The organism is Emticicia soli (assembly GCF_037860775.1).
In the GTDB taxonomy this organism is placed as follows: Bacteria; Bacteroidota; Bacteroidia; order Cytophagales; family Spirosomataceae; genus Emticicia; species Emticicia soli.
Genome location: NZ_JBBEWC010000007.1, coordinates 158641 through 178347, shown reverse-complemented (window position 1 = coordinate 178347; position 19707 = coordinate 158641). Strand labels below are relative to the sequence as shown.

Genomic DNA, 19707 nt, shown 5'->3' with positions numbered 1-19707 from the left:
AGAAACCATTAAATAAAAAGCATACAATTTTTTGTATTTCTCATAGACTATCGGTAAGATTTTAGTCGTTAAGTGAGAGGTACCTATTGATTACTCCCTAAAAATTTATGTTCGGACAGCCATTTGTAAAAAATTTTACATTATTCTTTATTTTGTTTTTCAGCTTTGTATTGGTTAGTGAGAAAGCCGACGCTCAATTATTAGGCAGAAAAAAGAATGCAACAACCAAAGCTGATACTTTACGCACCGATTCCCTAGCAGTTCCGGAAAAAGATACTATTATTGCCCGCACGGGTCGAGAACCTGCCTACCGTTGGCAAGACCGTTACCTAAACCGTTATGCTCAGGCTGTACCGCAATCGCCTTTTTATTTAAAAGACCCCAACAATATCACAACCGATTTTAGTGTTTCTCCAACTTCAAGTGATATTTCGATTACCGAAAAAGCAGGCAAAGGCATTGATTATAAACTTCCTCAATCATTAACATTCAACGAATATTCGAGTCTTCAAAATGCCTATGTAAGAAAAAGTATTTTACGAGAATATGAAGAGCTACAAGACGGTAAAAGTGCCACAACTGGCAAAGGTCTAAGGCCGCTATTACAGAAAAACCCTATTGTAGATAGGATTTTTGGTGGAAACATGATGGATAAATTAAAACCAAATGGTTTTGTAACGCTAGACTTCAAAATTATTCATCAATTTATTGATAACCCTGTTATACCTATTATTCAACGCCGCCAGACCTACTTCAATTTTGACGAACAAATTAATATCAACTTTAATGGACAGATTGGCGAAAAGCTGGGAATGTTAACTAACTTGGACACCAAAGCGGCTTTTAATTTCGAGAACCAATTAAAACTGAATTTTAAAAATCAGCCGGAGGATATTCTTCAAAAAGTTGAAGCGGGTAATATAAGTATGCCTGTAAAAAGCCAGTTGATTCCGGGTGTGCAAAATCTGTTTGGGGTAAAAGCCGGATTCAAGCTTGGTAAATTAGATGTTACGCAGGTAGTAGCGCAGCAGCGTTCTAAAACGGAGTCGATTGTATTAAATGGTGGTACGCAAAACCGTACATTTGAAATACGTTCAGATAGCTACGAAGAAAACCGACATTTCTTTCTGGCGCAGTTTTTCAGGGGTAATTATGAAAAAGCCCTGCGCAACCTTCCTTTGGTACTTTCAGGTGTAAAAATTACCCGACTTGAGGTTTACGTAACCAACCGTACAAACTCTGTTGAATCAATGCGTAACCTTCTTGCGTTTACTGATTTAGGAGATTTGAAAAGTGGCACAAGCTATAAACCGGCAGATAACGAAACTACATCACTTTTTAAAAATCTTAATAATAACCCAGGTATCAGAAAACTTGACTCAACTTCTTCATCACCAGCTTTATCTGCATTAGGTCTTAAAAAAGGAATTGATTATGAAATATTAAGAGGAGCTAAACGCCTGACAGAGCGTGAGTTTAAATATCATGATGAACTTGGCTATCTCTCTTTAGTTACGCCGCTTCGTAACGATGAAGTTCTGGCCGTTGCTTTTGAATATACCTATAACGGGCAAAAATATAAAGTCGGAGAATTAACAGAAGATTACTCTATTCGCCGTGAAGATGAAGCCATAATTTTGAAGTTGGTTAAATCCTCAACCATTCGTAACCGTACCAACGCGCCAATGTGGGACTTGATGATGAAAAACATTTATTCGTTGGGTGTACCGGGTATTGGCAAACAAGGCTTTCAGTTAAGAATCATTTATAAAGACGACCGTACAGGTATTGATAACCCTAACTTGCAAGAAGGTAAAACCTTGAAAGATGTGCCTTTGGTAAGGGTGATGAATCTTGATAATCTGAATCCTAACAATGACCCCCAACCCGGCGGTGATGGAAACTTTGACTTTATAGAAGATGTAACGATTGATGCTAAAATGGGAAGGCTGATTTTTCCGGTGCTTGAGCCTTTTGGTTCTCACTTGTCCTCAAAATTTGCCTTAGACGAACAGATTTTAAGAGATAAATACGTTTACAACGAATTGTATCGTACAACTCTTACCGATGCACAGCAGGTAACTACCAAAAACAAGTTCTTTATAAGAGGTAGTTTGCAGGCCAGTAATTCATCTGAAATTATGTTGCCTTTAGGCGCTTCGGGTGCATCTGTAAGAGTATATGCAGGTGGTGTGCAATTGCAAGAGGGTGTTGATTATACAATCGAACCACAGTTGGGCCGTATCAAAATTATGAACCAGAGTGTGCTTAATTCGGCCCGACAAATCAGAATCGAGTGGGAACGCCCCGATTTGTTTAATACACAAATCAGAATGATGCTCGGCACACGCCTTGATTATAACTTGAGCAAAGATATTCATATTGGTGCCACAGCCATGACCTTACGAGAAAGTACCCCAGCATTTATGACTCGTATTGCCATAGGCCAAGAGCCTGTTAATAATACCATTGTAGGGCTCGATATTAATTATCGTAAAGATGCCCGATTCCTGACTCGTTTCCTTGATGCCTTGCCGCTGATTCAAACCAAAGAAATGTCGTCTATTCAGTTTACTGCCGAATACGCCAAGCTATTTCCCTCGGTAAACAATAAGCGCATTAATGGCAATGCCATGATTGATGATTTTGAGGCAACAAGAAATATAAACGACCTTACACGCCAGCCAACCAGATGGCGCCCTGGTAGTGTGCCTGAGCCATTAAGAGGGAATGCTATTAGCTACAACCAGAACTACAAAAGAGCCAAAATATCGGTCTATACCATAGACCAGACCACTTATTTTGATGGTGGTTTTGGTGGCGAAGGAGGCAACGTACTACCTCCACAAGTTCAGGAGTCTGCTAATGCTAACTTATACGAAAGGGCTTTTACTCCTCAACAGATTTTCCCGGGGCGTTCAATTCCTACCTATGGGCAATCGGTTCCTGTTACAGTACTAGACGTATCTTATTTCCCATCAGAAAGAGGTATGTATAACTATAATCCGAGGCTGACAAGCGAGGGTTTATTGTCGAATCCCAAAGACAATTTTGGTTCTATAATGAGAGGTATTACGGCAGATAATGATTTTGATAATGCCAATACAGAGTACCTCACATTCTGGATGCTTGACCCCTTCAAAGACGTTGTACGCGATGGCTCACCCAACGGTAACAAAGCCAATACGAGTGGTGGTAAACTTAAATTTCATTTAGGCGATATTTCAGAAGATTTTATTCCTGATGGAAGAAATAGCTTCGAGAATGGTTTGCCTGCCAATGATTCGGTATCGGTTCAATCAAAACCAGACCAGACACCCTGGGGCTTTGTACCCAAAGTACAGTTTATGACCGATGCCTTTGATAACCAACCCGGCTCAAGAGCAAAACAAGACGTTGGTTTAGATGGTATGAACAACGAACAAGAGAGAGATTTTCCGCATATTAAAACATTCTTGGGAAATATTACCAATGCATCGGCCAGAGCAATAGCAGAAAAAGACCCATCAGCCGATGATTTTAAATTCTTTACCGACCCTAGCTTTACAGCAAACCAATCGTTAGTAGAGCGTTTTAAAAACTACTTGGGTGTTGAAAACAACTCACCACAAAGTAATGCATCAACTACCGGCCCTACATTAGCCAACTCGGTTATGCCTGATAAAGAAGACATCAACGGAGATAATACGATAAACGACGTTGAAAACTATTATGAATATGAAATTGATTTAGCACCCAACAGACTAACAGTTGGTAATGGTTTTATTGTAGACCAGGTAACGGTTCAAGGTACACAAGCTACCTGGTATTTGTTCCGGGTTCCTATCAAGCAGTTTACACGCAAATTTGGCGATATTAACGGCTTCAAGTCTATTCGCTTCATGCGTATGATGCTTACTGATTTTGAACAACCAGTAGTTTTACGTTTTGCTTCATTGCAGCTAGAGTCAAATCAGTATCGTATATATGATAAAAATCTTACCCAAGGCGGATTAACCGAAGTGCCTGAGCCTTATGATGCCAAGTTTAAAATGGGTGTGGTAAATATTGAAGAAAACGGCTGCGCTGAAGACGGACAAAGTTGTAATATTAAAGATGGCAAAACGCCTTATAAAGTTCCACCAGGGTTTATCAGAGACCAGGATATTACCCAACAACAGTTCAATGTAAAATTCAACGAGCAATCAATGTCGTTGGCCGTAACTAATCTGCGTGACGGAGATTCGAGAGGCGTATTTCGCAATACTCGCATCGACATGATTAATTATAAAAGATTAAGAATGTTTATCCATGCCGAAAACGAGGCTAACGACGAAAAAACAGTGGGTGGCGCATTTATCAGAATCGGTACAGACTTAAATCAGCATTATTACGAAATCGAGATTCCACAATTAAAGATTACACCAAACGGCTCATTAGACGAAAACGTGATATGGCCAAAAGAAAACTGGCTGGATGTTGCCCTGCAAGATTTAGTAGCACTGAAAGGTGAACGAAATAGACAAGCGGTTAATATTACAGTGCCATATTCGGGTACAACAACCGGAATAATGGATGATGGAACCGAAGGAAATACCTATAAAATAACGGTATTAGGTAATCCTGATTTAAGTGCTATACTTACAATTATGGTGGGTCTTCGGAATCCGAAATCGGAAGACGAACAGCCGAATACATATACGGTTTGGATGAATGAATTGCGTGCCTACGGTTTTGACCAGACCTCGGGCGATGCAGGGCTTCTAGCTGCAAATATTAAACTGGCTGATATTGCAACGGTATCGATCAACGCCAACTTGAAAACCTTTGGTTTTGGTGGTGTGCAAGATAAAATATCAGAAAGAGCCCGTGAAACCGGAAAAGGCTTTGGAGTAGCATCAAACATTGAACTTGATAAGTTTTTCCCAGAAAACTGGGGGCTTAAGATTCCGTTCTTTGTGAACTTCGACCAGCAAACGGTTACGCCACATTTTAATCCGCTTGACCCTGATATGCCGCTTGAAAACGCACTCAATAATATTGATGACCCCGTTCGGCGTGAAGCATACAAACGAATGGTGATTGACAATAGTGTGCGCAAAGGCTTTAACTTCTCGAATGTGCGCAAAATAAAAACCAGAGAAGGCGCATTACCACATTTTTATGACATTGAAAACTTCTCGTTCACGTATGCCCAAAACAACGTAAACAGAAGCAATATATTGATTGACGATTACTCGCTTAATCAGCATAAAGGTGGTTTTACGTATCAATATCAGCCGAAACAAATTAATTGGGAACCATTCAAGAACAATAAAAGTATGGAAAGGCCATTTTTATATTGGCTGAAAGATTTCAACCTCTCTCCTATTCCGACAGTAATGGCATTCAGAACAGACTTTGACAAGAGCTTTGCCAGAACTATGTTAAGAAATGCTGACCTATCTACCGATGGTGTTGCACCTTACTTTGAGAAATACTTTTTAATGAACAGAAACTATGACTTACAATGGAATTTGACGAAGAGTATTCTGTTTAATTATACTGCTACCATGAACGCCATTGTTGACGAACCTTATGGCGATATAAATACCGAAACTAAAGCCCGTGAATTACGCCAGAGTATTCTTGGCTTTGGTCGTGCCAAGAATTTCTATCAGGAAATGCGCTTTACCTATCGCTTACCTCTTGATAAATTCTTCTTGCTTGACTGGATGACAGCCGATGCCAAATACAACAACAACTTTGGTTATCAGGCTATGGCTTTGAATCTCATAGACGAAGAATCTAACCGTTTCGGTAACACAATCAGAAACGGAAGAGACAGAGGTATAAGAGGTAAAATTGACTTTGTAAAACTTTACAACAAGGTTAAATACCTTAAGTTTGCTAACAGCCCAACGCCTAAAACCAAAAGATTTACACGTAACCCCGGCAACGACGAAGACATTGAAGTTGCGCCAAACAACGTAGCAAAAGCCTTTACTCGTTTATTGATGGCAGTTAGAGGTATTGATTATGACTACTCTATTGTAGAAACCACTATCTTGCCCGGCTTTATGCCAACGCCTAAATTCTTTGGCTTGGGCGAAGATGGTGCACCGGGTCTGGGCTTTGTATTAGGGAATCAATATACAAAAGACAAAAACTTTCTAACTGAAGGTGCCAATTTCCAAGAGATTGCTGCATCAAAAGGCTGGTTATCAAAAACAAAAACTCAAACCGATCCATTTGTACAAACCAAACAAAAGAAATTTAGTTACCGCACTACCATTGAGCCATTTAAAGATTTCAGAATGCAAATCAGTGGTAATTTTAGCCGTGGAGACAGCTATCAGGAGTATTATATCGTCGACTCAACAGGCAGATACTCAAGCACTTCTCCGGTAAGAAACGGTAATTTCAGTACTTCATTCTGGTCGTTCAATACCTTCTTTGCTCGCATGACTAAAGATGATATCAGAAACAACTATAATTACAGCATATTCAATAATATGCGTGATTATCGTCAGCACTTTGCTGAAAAACTACGTTCAATGCAATCAAGTGAACAGGGAGCCTACGACCTGAATTCGCAAGATGTGCTGGTGCCTTCGTTTATAGCAGCCTACAGTGGCAAAGGGAAAGATCTTGATTTAACTAAGTTTCCATTTTCAAAGGGCTTTAGATTCCCTATGCCAAACTGGCGTATAGATTATAGCGGCTTGGCAAATCTGGAACCATTCAAAAAACTCTTTACCTCTATCTCAATCAGCCATAGTTATAGCTCGACTTATAGTGTTGGTAACTATACATCATCGCTCGACTACGGTTCAGCTGTAGTTAACCTAATGATTCAGAACTATCCATATATGCCTAATGAAAACTCTAAACAACAATCTATAGTTAGAGATGGGTTATTTGTTCCAATATTCGTGATGAGTACTATCTCGCTTGAAGAGAAATTCCAGCCATTTATTGGGGTACAGTTCACCACAAAGAGCAAGATTACAGGTAGATTTGATTGGAACAGAGAGCGTAGAGCAGCCTTGAACCTTTCAAACTCTCAGGTAGCCGAATACAGTAGTTCTGACCTTGTGTTTAATCTAGGCTTCAAAAAAAGCGGAGTAAAGTTACCATTGAGAGGCCGTGATGGGAAAGTGATTACGCTGAAAAACGATTTGAACTTCCAGTTTGCATTTACGATTCGTGATGCAAAAGCGATTCAGAGACGATTGGACGGAGACCCTCAGCCAACCCAAGGTAACTATAACTTGCAATGGGGGCCACGTATTACCTATCAGGTTAACAAGCGTGTGTTACTCAATTTCTATATTGACCACATGAACAATCGTCCGTTTGTTACCAACTTCTCGTTTCCGAGAACAACTACAACCGGAGGTATCAACGTAAGATTCAGCTTATCAGATATGTAATAAAACCGAATTGTTGTGTATATTTAGGGTTATTGTTTAGGCAATAACCCTTTATTTTTATCCTGACCATTATCACATGAAAATCATCATAATAGGCGCTACCACAGGCATTGGCAAAGCATTGGCAGAATTATACATTTCGCAAGGCAATGAGGTAATTCTAACCGGCAGACGGCTGAAATTACTTGAAGAAATACAAGAGGCTTACCCTACCCAACAAATACACATTAGCCAGATGGATGTAGTAAATATTACTGATGCCCGCCAAATAATGCAGGCTTTGGCAGACAAGCATGGTGGATTTGATAAAATAATTATTAATGCCGGAGTCGGTTTCGGGAAAGCCAGCTTTGAAGAAGAGATTCAAACAATTGATGTAAATGTAAAAGGATTTGTAGCAATCGCACAATGGGCTTATGCCTACTTCAAAAATAAAGGTGGAGGTCATATTGTAGGCGTCTCGTCATTGGCTGCACTCAGAAGCAGCCCCTATGCACCAGAATACCATGCCTCTAAAGCCTTTGTTTCGAGCTACATGGAGGGGTTGAGGTTACGTTCATCTAAATTCCGTCATAATATTGCCGTAACAGATATTCGGCCAGGTTTTGTCGATACCCCTATGACGAAACAAAATAAAGGTATGTTTTGGGTAGCAAGCCCTGAAAAAGCAGCTAAACAGATAGTGGCGGCTATAGAATCGAAAAAAAATGTAGCCTATATTACGAAAAGGTATTTTTTATTAGCAATTTTGATGAAAGTATTCCCTGAATGGCTTTTAGCCAAAATTCTCTGATATGAAAATTATAGCTTTACTTCTTGCCTCCTTACTTATTTTTACTTCGTGCAATAAAAACGAAGATATAGATACGTGCCAGCTAGAAAAGTTTGTTCAGGAGAATCCGCTCAATGCTAGTTTCCATTATGATTTCCTTACGCTAAAAGATGGCCGTATCGAAAAGATGGTCAGCTATGACCTTAATTCTAAAAAAGATACGCTCAACAGAGTAATTGCTTTTTTTGAATATAACCAGAAAGGCAAAGTAAAGGCTGTAAGAGATGAAGGGAATCCTAACAGAATCAAAAGATACGATGCCAGTTTTGATAACAACGGAAACGTAAAGCAAATAACCCAAAGTACCAATGGCAATATTGAAGACGAAATTGATATAGAGTACGATTCTCAAAATCGGCCTGTTAGTATCATTAGCCGTTATTTAATAGGTATAACCCGTAGTATTGAATATGATAATAACGGTAACCCACAAAGTATTTTCAGAGCCGATTTAGGCTTTACCCCTACCATAACCGAGCATAAATTTGACGATAAACGGAATTTATTTGCGGGAATTCCTGCAATACAGTTCTATTGGATTATCCGGCCGCTCAGTTTGTTTCTACCCTTTGGCGAACACAATATTGTTTCATCAAAAGTGTTTGTGTTTGATGATACTAAATTCACTGAGGCTGTTAATCAACAAACCCGCCGAGAGCTTGTTTATAATAGCAAAGGTTTCCCGGAGACTATAAAGGTGATTCGTGAAGATTTATCGAGCACGGTTGCTAATATTTCTACGCTTTCTTATAATTGTGAATAGCGACTTTTCAGTAAAGCCTCGGCCACTATCAGGTCTTCAGGTGTTGTTACTTTTATGTTTTCGTAAGACCCATCAATCAGGTTTATTGCGTATCCAGCAAATTCTAATACACTGGCGCAATCAGTAAAAAAGCTTTGTTCTTCAACTTCAAATGCTTTTTTCATGATTTCAGCTTTAAAAGTCTGAGGGGTTTGCATAAGCCTGAATCTGGTTCTTTCTAATGCCCGATTCTGTTGGTTTTCATCTATTTCCCGTATTGAATCTTTCAATAACACACTCGTAACAGCATTGCCTGTTTCATTGGCAACAATAAACGACTGGTTGATTATCTCAGCAGTAACCAAAGGGCGCACGCCATCATGCACGGCCACTATTCCATCAGTACTTACATGAGCCAAGCCATTTTTTACCGATTGAAAGCGGCTCTTCCCTCCTACTACAATCTTTAGAGCGTTTAATAAATCAGCCTTCAATTGTAGCGTTTGGGTAAGTTCATTCCAGTATTCAATATCTTTCTCAGGCAAAACCAAAATTATCTGAATGCCTTCTATCTTCAAAAATTGTTCAATTGTATGCAGCAAGATTGGTTTGCCGGCTAGTGGCAAAAATTGTTTTGGTATTTCGCTACCCATGCGGCTGCCACTTCCGCCTGCTACTATTACTGCATATTTTGGTTTTTCCATCAATATATTGCTTTATAAACAAAACAGAGAAATGAAAACACTGCTCATTTCTCTGCTTTAAGTAATATTTTTATGCTGCTATTAGAGAATCAACATTACATCGCCATAAGTAAAGAACTTATATTTTTCTTTGATTGCTTCGTGGTATGCTTGCATAATTAACTCATAACCACCAAAAGCACAGGCCATCATGATAAGAATTGACTCAGGCAGGTGGAAGTTTGTTAATAGCGCATTAGTAATTTTGAAATCGTACGGCGGAAAAATAAACTTATCAGTCCAACCGTTATCGACAGGTTTTAAATGATTGCTTGCCGAAACCGAAGACTCAAGTGCTTTAAGAACTGTAGTACCAATTGCACATATTTTACCTTCTTTATCTATTGAGCTATTTACGATATCACAAGTTTTTTCTGGAATAAAGAAATTCTCCGAATCGGTTTTGTGTTTCGTAAGGTCTTCAACATCAACTTGACGGAAAGTACCGATACCAATATGCAAGGTAACAGGGCAGAAATTAACTCCGTTGATTTCCATGCGGCGTTGTACGTTTCTGGTAAAGTGCATACCTGCCGTTGGTGCAGCTACGGCACCCTCTTTATCGGCAAAGATAGTCTGATACCTTTCACGGTCCTGGTCAGTAACTTTTCTCTTGATTACATCAATCGGTAGTGGAGTTTCCCCTAGTTCATGAATGGCCTTCATCATTTCTTCATGCGAACCATCAAAAAGGAAACGGATAGTACGGCCACGAGAAGTTGTATTATCAATTACCTCGGCAACCAGGTCGCTATCTCCAAAATATAATTTATTACCTACTCTTATTTTTCTTGCAGGGTCAACTAACACATCCCACAAACGCATTTCACGGTTAAGCTCACGAAGAAGAAAAACTTCAATTTTAGCACCTGTTTTTTCTTTAGAACCATACAAACGAGCTGGAAAAACTTTAGTATCGTTTACAACTAAGGAATCATTCTCACCAAAATATTCGGTGATGTCCTTAAACATTTTGTGTTCAATTTTCTTAGTTTTTCTGTTTACAACCATCATACGGGCTCCATCACGTTGGTCAGGAGGGTACATGGCAACAAGGCTATGCGGCAAATCAAATTTGAATTCTGAAAGTTTCATTTTGTAGACTCCCCAATTCTGCTCTAGGCAGAAATTTTTTTGTTGATTTCGTTCATGTCTGGGGATTTATTTTTCCGGCATGAGGAAATATAGGTAAAATATTAATTACCTCGGATTTTCAGGTCGCAAAGGTAATAAATCGGTATAGGGGGTGTCAAGTGTTTTGGTAGAAATGTTTAAAAATGGGCTTAAACCTGTATCTTTCCTTTGAGATATAACTTGGCATGGCCTGCAATCAGCACTCTTTTGCCTGCTAGTTTGCAAGATAAACTTCCTTTGCGGGCTGAAATCTGTTCAGCTTCAAAGCTTGTCTTCTCTAGTTTATCAGCCCAATAAGGTATTAATTTGGTAAAAGCCGAACCTGTAACGGGGTCTTCATCGATACCAACTGCGGGCGCAAAAAAGCGGCACACAAAATCAAGGTTTTTGCTTCTGGCTTTTGCGCTCACTATTATACCTCTGGTTTTAAGTGCTTTTAACGCACTAAAATTCGGGCTGATGCTTTCAATATCTTTTTGCGATTCATATACCAGCAGGTAGTCATCGCCTGCTTTATAAACTTCTTTAGGTGTTTTGCCAATGCCATCTATCAGGCCGTCAGGTGCATCAACTTGTGTTAGGTCTTGCGCCGGAAAATCAAGTTCTAAGAGACTATCCGTTTTTTTTACTTTCAGAATCCCACTTTTCGAATCGAATAAAATGGTATCTGAGGGGTACTTCATAATATTAAAAACCACATAAGCTGTTGCCAAGGTGGCATGCCCACAAAGGGCTACTTCTGCAGCAGGTGTAAACCACCTGATATGGAATCCGGAGGCGGTTGGCACAAAAAAAGCAGTTTCAGAAAGGTTGTTTTCTAAGGCAATTTTTTGCATAAGTGCTTCGGGTAACCATTCTTTTAGTGGTACTACTGCGGCCGGATTCCCTCCAAAAAGCTTTTTTGTAAAGGCATCAACCTGATAAATTGCTAATTGCATATAAATATTCAGAAATCTTTAGCTTTTCTTTGCCGACACCTGCACTTTGGTAAGATACAGCATCAGTACTATTACGCTCAGAAAATAAATGAGCGTGCGTGAGTCTATAAGACCACGGCCGATAGACTCGTAGTGGTAACTTAAACCTATATAATCAATCAGATATTGTGTTGAACCATTGAACAATTGTGCAAGCTGATGAAAACCATCATAAAGCAAGAAGCAAGCCAAGGCTCCGATAATAAACGCTACTACCTGATTATCGGTAAGCGAAGAGGCCCACAAACCAATTGAGGCAAATACCCCACCCAAAAAGAAAAGGCCAATATAAGAACCTATTACAGCCGAGGTATCGACATTCCCTTTTGGATTACCTAGTTCATAGACGGAATAATAATATAAAAAAGTAGGTAAAAGTGCTACGATAACCAATATAAACGCAGCCAGGAATTTACCCAGGATAATCTGCCAATCGGTAAGTGGTTTTGTAAAAAGTAGCTCAATAGTGCCGGTTTTAAATTCTTCTGAAAACAGGCGCATTGTAATGGCCGGAATCAGAAAAATGAAGATATAAGGGGCTAATTGAAAAAAACTATTCAGGTCGGCATAGCCGTAGTCTAGCACGTTTCCTTCAAATACCCAGGTAAAAAGTCCGGCTAAAACCAGAAACACACCAATAACAATATAGGCAACCAGCGAGTTTAAAAAACTATTGAGTTCTTTTCTGAAAATTGTAAGCATCTATTAAAAATTCATTTCGGGTTTTTCGTTCTTCTGAACGGCTGCAACTATTAACGACCAAATGAAGCCAAAAAATATATAACCAAGCACAGCAAATACAAAAAGCATTCCGGGGCTCGAAAATTTACTCATCATTTCCATTGTCTGATCGATTTCTTCAGGAGTCATTCCTCTTTTTTCCAACTGTTCTTCTTGCATGGCACCTAATTGTTGCATAATAGTTGTATCAATCATCAACATATATACAATCGAAAAAAGAGACGAAATTAAGCCAGTAACTGCGCTCATTAAAGTACCAACACCAAGCCCTTCGCCAAAGCTCAAAAAATTATTACTTAGGGTTTTGTACTCTTTTACTGCAAATATGATTCCACCAAGTAGAAACAAAAATGACAAATATGAGGAAGCCGTGTTTTTGAACAAACCCGTCATATAAGAAATTACAGAGTAAATGATAATAACAACTGAGGTAATTATACCCCATTTAAGTGCAATGCGAGCTGTAGATGGTTTTTCCATGTTGTTGATTAGTTTATGGTAATAAAAAAAGGAATCTCAAGAATCGGCTTAAATCAAATTTAAACAATTTCAGGAAATAGTGTACGTATGGCGTCTGAAAATCAATGAAATTATGGTAACTGCTACAATACAAAGCTGTTTTTTAGCTATTTCATCAAGAAACACATATCCGGCTGAAGGTATCTGCTTGGCTTGGCTGAGCAGGCTGTTGAAATCGGCTAGCCCAAAGTTCTTGATATGACTATCTTTAATTTTCATTATTGCCTCTACATTTTCTTTCACCCAAAGCATAATGGCCTCGTCGCCGGCTATAAGCAGAAACAGAAAGTAAAAAGTGGCAGTAATAAGGGCGGCGAAAAGATTAGTCAAGAAACCAACCGAAAAACCTTCGGTAAAACTTAATACGCCTCTATTGGTAGCTCGGTAGGTCCAGATGGCAATCAGTATAAATAAAACATTGATACCAAAGGCCGGCAATTTATAGCGCCCAAATGGGCTTTTATGAATGCCATAAAACTGAATCATGGCCACCACAATGCATATAGCAGCGGCAATGGCTCCATAATAAAGCGAATGGCGGATTATTCTACTTTTTAACATATTTCTTTATTTCAAACAACGCTTAATCAAGCGAATTGATTCCTATTTATAACGCCAACAACTTTTCCTTTAAGCTTATACCCAACAAATGGCGTATTTTTAGATTTTGAGCGAATGTCTTTTTCTGTAAAAGTCCACTCTGTATCGGGTGCAAATATTGTCAGATTTGCCTCTGCTCCTTCCGCTATTGATTCCTCCGGCAATCGTAACAACTTAGCAGCATTAATTGTAAACTTATCGACCAAAGATTCAACACTTAAATTGCTGTAAGTATTTGCTACTGCAAACGTAGTTTCAAGGCCAATAATGCCAAAATCTGCCATATCAAATTCCAGATTCTTTGCTTCTTCGTCTTGCGGGTTATGGTCTGACACAATCACATCAATTGTTCCATCGGCAAGCCCTGCCTGCAAGGCTGCAATATCAGCTTTTGTTCTGAACGGCGGATTCACCTTCAAATTCGTATCAAACTCTTTCAAATCAGCATCGGTAAAGGCTAGTTGATGAGCGGCTATATCGCAGCTTACAGGCAAACCTTTGGCCTTTGCTTCTCTGATTAACTCTACTGCACGGCTGGTTGAAATAGTAGAAAAGTGCAAAGCAGCGTTCGTTTTCTTTTCAGCAATATTGCTGTAAGCATATTCTAACAGTTTCAAATCACGCATCACAATCAATTCTTCTGCCGTTGACGGTATTCCTTTCATACCTAAAAGCGTACTCTCAATACCTTCATGCATTTGTCCAAACAAGGCAAGCGTAGTTTCTTCCGGGCGATTCATTAAGAAGCCATCAATTGGGTACAGATACTGTAAAGTCTTCAATAAAATATCGGCATTCCAGAGTGGGTGGCTACCGTCTGTAAAAGCTATGGCTCCGGCATTGTGGAGGTCGAGCATTTCGGTAAAGTCTTTACCCTCACAGTTTTTGGTAACAGCCGCCGCCGGAAGAATATCAACTACCTGCGATTTTGAAAATCCTTTGTAATAAGCTATCGATTCTTTGGTTTGAACTGTTGGCTTTGTATTAGGCAGGGTAACAATTCGTGTAAAGCCACCTGCTGCTGCTGCTTTGGCTAATGAACTTAAATCTTCTTTCGACTCATAGCCAGGGTCTTGAGCCGACACCCGCATATCTATCCAGCCTGTTGAAACACAAAGATTTTGACCTTCAACAACCCTATCTGCTTTATCTTCTATTTTATCAGCTATTTTGCTGATTTTCCCATCAGTAATTAATATATCTTTTATCTGCCCATTCAGGTCAGATTTTTTGTCAATTATCTTTACAGATTTAAGCAAAGTTTCCATTTTCCTATAAAAATTCAAAAAAAATGCCCTTAGTAGGGCATCTCTGTATTAAAATATCTTCGATTCAACTCTCATGGTCTTATTTTTAGATAATATTCTGATAAGCTGCTGAATCTAACAAGGTGTCTATATCACTTGGGTTTGATACTTCTAGTTTTATCAACCAACCCTCACCGTATGGGTCAGAATTCAATAATTCAGGATTATTTGCTAGCGCAGGGTTCACCTCTAATACTGTTCCGGCAACGGGCAAAAACAAATCTGAAACTGTCTTTACAGCTTCTACCGTTCCGAAAATCTCATTTGCTGCTAGCGCCTGTCCTGCTGTTTCTATCTCAACAAAAACAATATCGCCCAGTTCGCTTTGTGCAAAATCAGTAATACCAATTAAAGCAACATTATCGCTCTCTAATTTAATCCACTCATGTTCGTTGGTGTAGCGTAAATCTGAAGGAAAATTCATTTGTTTGTGAAGGGGTTTATTATTTCGACCGCAAGTTAGTAGATTTGTCGGAAACTTGAAAAATTCCTAATGAAAAAATATAATATTGGCGTTGATTATATGTTTGATTAAAAACCATATTCACCACTATATTTGGGCAAAAAATCAGTATTATGCAAAAAAGGCTTTCGCCGGAGGCGTACATAGACGGAGTTTTATCGGGCAACCGTGTTATTCTTAGCAGGGCTATTACCCTTATTGAAAGCCAATTACCGCAAGATAAAGATTTAGCGCAACAGCTTCTGGAGCAGCTTTTGCCGCATACGGGCAAATCGATACGAGTGGGTATTACAGGTGTGCCGGGTGTTGGCAAAAGTACTTTCATTGAAGTTTTTGGCAAAACTATTACAGCACAAAACAAAAAAATTGCGGTTTTGGCCATAGACCCAAGCAGCCAGCTTACAAAAGGAAGCATAATGGGCGACAAAACCCGTATGGAAGAGCTTGCTCACGACCCACTGGCCTATATACGCCCCTCGCCTGCTGGCAATAGCCTCGGCGGTGTTGCTAACAAAACCCGTGAGACAATACTGCTGTGCGAAGCAGCCGGATTTGAAGTTATTGTTGTAGAAACCGTAGGTGTAGGGCAATCAGAAACGATAGTAAAAGGCATGGTCGATTTCTTTTTGTTGTTGATGCTAGCGGGCGCCGGAGACGAGTTGCAAGGCATAAAAAGAGGGATTATTGAAATGGCCGATGCCATTGCCATCACAAAAGCTGATGCTGATAATATACAGGCCTCAAAAAACGCTCGTTTAGAATATCTGCATGCGCTTCACCTCTACCCTGCTGCCTCTAATAGCTGGCAAACGCCCGTGCTGACTTGCTCGGCCCTTAATAATATAGGCATAAGTGAAATTTGGGAAACCGTGCAGGCTTACGCACAAAAAATGCAAAGTAGTGGTTTCTGGGAGCAAAACAGGCAGAAACAAAATGTTGAATGGCTTTTAGCTTTTATCCGTCAGTCGCTTGAAGATGACTTTTTTAATAATCCTGTAGTAAAACAAAAATTCGGCGATGTTAAAGCAAACATTCTATCAGGCAAAATACTACCGATTCAAGGTGCAAGAGACTTACTGGATAGTGTAAAATAATTTGAAAACAAAAAATGAAATAGTAATATGATAAATTTTCATGTAGAAGACACTGACTTTAAACTACAGCAAAAATTAAAGTTAAAAAACTGGTTGAAAAGTGTACTTGAGGCAGAGGGTTTTGTGTTAGGAGACATAAACTATGTATTTTGCTCTGATGAGTACCTGCTTAAAATTAATGTTGAATACCTTGACCACGACTACCTGACCGATATTATCACGTTTGATAACTCGGAAGACGAAGAACTAATAGAAGGAGACATTTTTATAAGCATAGACCGTGTTGTAGATAACGCTAAAACTTTTCGGGTAAGCACTGAGCATGAATTAAGACGTGTATTAGTTCACGGAGTTTTACACCTTTGCGGGTATCTGGATAAAACCGATGAAGAAGAAAAATTGATGCGTGAAAAAGAAAACCATTACCTGCAATTGTTTTTATAGTTTTTTAGCTATTAAATTAAGCGATGCATTTATTCTCAGCTACACTATTATACACTTATACATTTTTAATCTCCTAAATATTCGCATTTCCTTACAAAATCTTATTTTTGAAGAAATTTTAACACCTATTATTAACAATCACTTTACTTCTAATCTAAACAAATGGAAAACAGAATCGGCGGCTACCGTGCCGGAGCAATACCTGCTGATGTAAAAAAGAAAAAAGCAGGTACTAAATATGACAAACTGCCCTCAAAAGTTGATTTAAGAGACCACCTTACCGAAGTTGAAATGCAAGTAGGCAATAGCTGTGTAGCTAATGCATTTGCCGGAGCCTATGAGTACCTGGCCAAAAGAACTTTAGGTGAAGCAAGCGACGTAAGTCGTTTATACATTTACTACAATGCTCGTTATCTTGATGATTCGCAAGACCAAGACTGTGGGTCTATAATGTACAATGCCATTGAAGGTTTAAAAGAATATGGTGCTTGCTCGGAAGAATTATGGCCAAATGACAAAACCATGATTTTGTATGAACCAGACCAGTCAGCCTATGACCACGGTTCCAATTTTAAAATTGTTGATGCCGAATATATTGAATTAGACCTTGACCTTTGGAGAAATACACTGGCCGAAGGTTACCCTATTGCCTTCTGCCTGAACACTTTTCAGTCGTTCGACGAAGCCAATAAAAATAAAGGGCGTGTACCGATGCCTCGTAAGTCTGACAACGTAAGAGAAACGCACGGCTGGCACGCCATGCTTTGTGTGGGTTATTCAGACCCTGACAAAATGTTTATCGTTCGTAACTCGTGGGGATCAGGCTGGGGCGATAAAGGCTATTGTTATATCCCATACGATTATGTTATTCACAATCAATATAATGGCAATGATTCGTGGATTATACAATCGGTAGAAAACCTTGATTTCAGCGAAGGCGTTTGGGACGAAAGCGAAGAGTCTAATTTTGCGGTTGAGGGATTGCTTTATATTAACGAATTCTGGATTAATGTTGAAGATACCGAGAAATTTGCCACCAAACTTGAGAAACTCTGCTTAAAATATGTAGAAAGTGAAGAAGATTTCTATTTCGACTATTATTCGGAAGAAGATGAAAACGAAATTGAATATACCTACATTAGTAATTTTGAGATTCTGACTGAATATCAAGATGAATTTGTAGCAGAACTTGACAAACTTTGTGCTAAAAACGCCATAGATGAAGATTACAGCTTCACATACGGCGATGAGCCAGAGGAATATGAAGAAGAGGAAGAGTCTGACGAGGAGGAAGACGAAGAAGAGTACGAAGAGGAAGAGGAAGAAGAAGAGTACGATGAGGAAGAAGAAGAAGAGTACGATGAGGAGGAAGAAGACGAAGAAGAGGATGAAGAGTACGATGAGGAAGAAGAAGACGAGGAGGATGAGGATGAAGAAGAAGAAGAGTACGACGAGGAGGAAGAAGACGAAGAAGAGGATGAAGAGTACGATGAGGAAGAAGAAGACGAGGAGGATGAGGATGAAGAAGAAGAAGAGTACGACGAGGAGGAAGAAGACGAAGAAGAGGATGAAGAGTACGATGAGGAAGAAGAAGACGAGGAGGATGAAGACGATGAGGAAGAAGAAGAAGAAGAGTACGACGAGGAGGAAGAAGAAACTCTTAAAAAGAAAAAAAGAAAATAATCTTCTATATCTCGACACATCATTAAACACCGATAGGATTCTACCGGTGTTTAATTTTTAAGGCTTTAGATAAACATAGCCTGAATCTTTTCTATCAGCACTTCATTGATTCTTACATAAGATTCATGCGTCCAACCAGCAATGTGTGGCGTAAAAATTACTTTTTCAGATTTTGTGAGGGCATCGAATGTTTCTTTTTGGGTTGGGCTCAACTGGCTTAGTTTTTCATTTTCAAGCACATCAAGGCAAGCGCCACGTATTTTGCCCGAATTTAAGCCTTCTAACACGGCATCTAAAACGGCTACTTCGCCACGAGAGGCATTAACAAAATAAATATTGTTAGCAAAAGAATCGAGAAACTCACGGTTTACCAACTGAAAAGTCTCTTTTGTAAGCGGAATATGCAGGCTTAAAATATCGGCCTTATCAAAAATATCCTGCATAGTCGCCTCGGTAGCGTATTCGTCCGAAAAACCAACTTTGTATTTATCATAGGCCAGCACTTTACAGCCAAAAGCCGCCAGACGTTTGGCTGTTTCGGAGCCATTATTGCCATAGCCGATAATACCAACTGTTTTGCCCAGAAGCTCGTATCCTCGGTTTTCTTCACGCAGCCATTTGCCTTCTCTCACTTGCCTGTCGGCTATCAGCAGGTTATTAAACAATACCAGTAGCATACCAATTACATGCTCGGCTACTGCCACTCTATTACCTTCGTTAGCCGCAAAAACGTGTATTCCTCTTTGGGCAGTTATTTGTTCATCTATCAAATCTATGCCTGCCCCTGCCCTACCTATGAATTTCAATTGTGAGGCATTTTTCAGTAGCTCTTCATCAACCCTTGTTTTGCTTCTGATGAGCATTCCTTCATAATTACCTAATATTTCTATTATTTCTTGTCTTTTTATTTTTGGCTGATAGTCAGGCACGAAGCCTATTTTTTCGAGCATAGGCATCAGACTAACGTGCATCTCGTCTACTATTAAAACAGAACCTTGTTTGCCAAGCTTAATTGTATCCACAGTATTTTTTTT

General features: G+C 39.3%; 15 protein-coding genes. 6 read left to right on the top strand and 9 right to left on the bottom strand.

Translation table 11 applies throughout. The features are described from left to right. Window positions 1–107: 107 nt before the first annotated feature. The 3 genes from sov (at window position 108) to WAE64_RS12840 (ending at window position 8989) form a co-directional block, all read left to right on the top strand. Window positions 108–7394 (top strand): T9SS outer membrane translocon Sov/SprA, encoded by a 7287-nt coding sequence (gene sov, locus WAE64_RS12850; RefSeq protein ID WP_340237039.1) that lies wholly within the window; start codon window positions 108–110, stop codon window positions 7392–7394. A 76-nt stretch (window positions 7395–7470) separates the two neighbouring features. Further along, window positions 7471–8187 carry an SDR family NAD(P)-dependent oxidoreductase gene (locus WAE64_RS12845; RefSeq protein WP_340237038.1) on the top strand — a complete coding sequence of 239 codons (717 nt, stop codon included), beginning with the start codon at window positions 7471–7473 and terminating at the stop codon, window positions 8185–8187. 1 nt (window position 8188) lies between these two features. Next, window positions 8189–8989, top strand: a complete 801-nt coding sequence (locus WAE64_RS12840) for a hypothetical protein (protein ID WP_340237037.1) — start codon at window positions 8189–8191, stop codon at window positions 8987–8989. Here the strand turns inward: WAE64_RS12840 and WAE64_RS12835 are convergent. The 8 genes from WAE64_RS12835 to gcvH all read right to left on the bottom strand — a co-directional run bounded on the left by WAE64_RS12835 (window position 8974) and on the right by gcvH (window position 15413). Then, a complete protein-coding gene (locus WAE64_RS12835) occupies window positions 8974–9672 on the bottom strand; it encodes a 2-C-methyl-D-erythritol 4-phosphate cytidylyltransferase (RefSeq protein WP_340237036.1) in 699 nt (232 codons plus the stop codon). The two genes, WAE64_RS12840 and WAE64_RS12835, sit on opposite strands and share 16 nt — an antisense overlap. Window positions 9673–9753: 81 nt before the next feature. After that, window positions 9754–10806: a tRNA preQ1(34) S-adenosylmethionine ribosyltransferase-isomerase QueA gene (gene queA, locus WAE64_RS12830; protein WP_340237034.1), complete on the bottom strand. Its 1053-nt coding sequence runs from the start codon at window positions 10804–10806 to the stop codon at window positions 9754–9756. A 188-nt stretch (window positions 10807–10994) separates the two neighbouring features. Beyond that, window positions 10995–11783, bottom strand: a complete 789-nt coding sequence (locus tag WAE64_RS12825) for a PhzF family phenazine biosynthesis protein (protein ID WP_340237032.1) — start codon at window positions 11781–11783, stop codon at window positions 10995–10997. A gap of 18 nt (window positions 11784–11801) precedes the next feature. Further along, entirely contained in the window at window positions 11802–12524 is a 723-nt protein-coding gene (gene gldF, locus WAE64_RS12820; RefSeq protein ID WP_340237030.1) for a gliding motility-associated ABC transporter permease subunit GldF, read from the bottom strand. A gap of 3 nt (window positions 12525–12527) precedes the next feature. Next, entirely contained in the window at window positions 12528–13043 is a 516-nt protein-coding gene (locus WAE64_RS12815) for a DUF4199 domain-containing protein (protein ID WP_340237029.1), read from the bottom strand. A 69-nt stretch (window positions 13044–13112) separates the two neighbouring features. Next, on the bottom strand, window positions 13113–13643 hold the full coding sequence (locus WAE64_RS12810; RefSeq protein WP_340237027.1) for a DUF4199 domain-containing protein: 531 nt from the start codon (window positions 13641–13643) through the stop codon (window positions 13113–13115). A gap of 26 nt (window positions 13644–13669) precedes the next feature. Next, the gene (locus tag WAE64_RS12805) at window positions 13670–14950 is read right to left on the bottom strand and encodes a dihydroorotase (protein ID WP_340237025.1); all 1281 of its coding nucleotides are present in this window, start codon (window positions 14948–14950) and stop codon (window positions 13670–13672) included. Window positions 14951–15035: 85 nt separating this feature from the next. Beyond that, window positions 15036–15413, bottom strand: coding sequence for a glycine cleavage system protein GcvH (gcvH, locus tag WAE64_RS12800; RefSeq protein ID WP_340237023.1), 378 nt, complete (start codon window positions 15411–15413; stop codon window positions 15036–15038). A 152-nt stretch (window positions 15414–15565) separates the two neighbouring features. Between gcvH and meaB the strand changes: the two genes are divergently transcribed. The 3 genes from meaB to WAE64_RS12785 all read left to right on the top strand — a co-directional run bounded on the left by meaB (window position 15566) and on the right by WAE64_RS12785 (window position 18673). Beyond that, a complete protein-coding gene (gene meaB / locus WAE64_RS12795) occupies window positions 15566–16546 on the top strand; it encodes a methylmalonyl Co-A mutase-associated GTPase MeaB (protein ID WP_340237022.1) in 981 nt (326 codons plus the stop codon). 27 nt (window positions 16547–16573) lie between these two features. Continuing rightward, window positions 16574–16990 carry an rRNA maturation RNase YbeY gene (gene ybeY, locus WAE64_RS12790; RefSeq protein ID WP_340237021.1) on the top strand — a complete coding sequence of 139 codons (417 nt, stop codon included), beginning with the start codon at window positions 16574–16576 and terminating at the stop codon, window positions 16988–16990. 162 nt (window positions 16991–17152) lie between these two features. Continuing rightward, a complete protein-coding gene (locus WAE64_RS12785) occupies window positions 17153–18673 on the top strand; it encodes a C1 family peptidase (RefSeq protein WP_340237020.1) in 1521 nt (506 codons plus the stop codon). A gap of 65 nt (window positions 18674–18738) precedes the next feature. Here WAE64_RS12785 and WAE64_RS12780 read toward each other — a convergent pair whose 3' ends face one another. Further along, window positions 18739–19695, bottom strand: a complete 957-nt coding sequence (locus tag WAE64_RS12780) for a 2-hydroxyacid dehydrogenase (protein ID WP_340237017.1) — start codon at window positions 19693–19695, stop codon at window positions 18739–18741. Between the last annotated feature and the right edge of the window lie 12 nt (window positions 19696–19707).